Origin of the sequence: Halomonas sp. SIMBA_159 (assembly GCF_046536035.1) — a bacterium.
GTDB lineage: Bacteria > Pseudomonadota > Gammaproteobacteria > Pseudomonadales > Halomonadaceae > Vreelandella > Vreelandella venusta_A.
Map to the genome: position 1 here is coordinate 1 of NZ_JAWJBT010000701.1, position 267 is coordinate 267.

The window sequence follows — 267 nt, forward strand, 5'->3', positions numbered from 1 at the left end:
CCATACAAGCTGCCAATAAAGCCACAAATCAAAGCCAACCACCAATAATGAAAGAAGAGATATGAAAATCCACCGAAGCAAAGAAATGGAATTAAAATGAATTTTGCATACGCTACCCCTTTCATTGGTCGCCCAAACGCTTGGGACATCGCATGAATTTCATCTAATCTATACAGCTTTTTCTTACGAAATGGTTTCATAAACCCCCCACCTTGCTTTAATCTGGTCTTGAAGTTCCAAAGGGACTTTTCTTTCCATCATTCGTTT

1 protein-coding gene is annotated in these 267 nt (G+C 39.0%); it reads right to left on the reverse strand.

Translation table 11 applies throughout. The features are described from left to right. Positions 1-200 (reverse strand): hypothetical protein (locus R0J87_RS21000; RefSeq protein ID WP_498888689.1); only part of this gene is annotated, 200 nt, incomplete at its 3' end. Between the last annotated feature and the right edge of the window lie 67 nt (positions 201-267).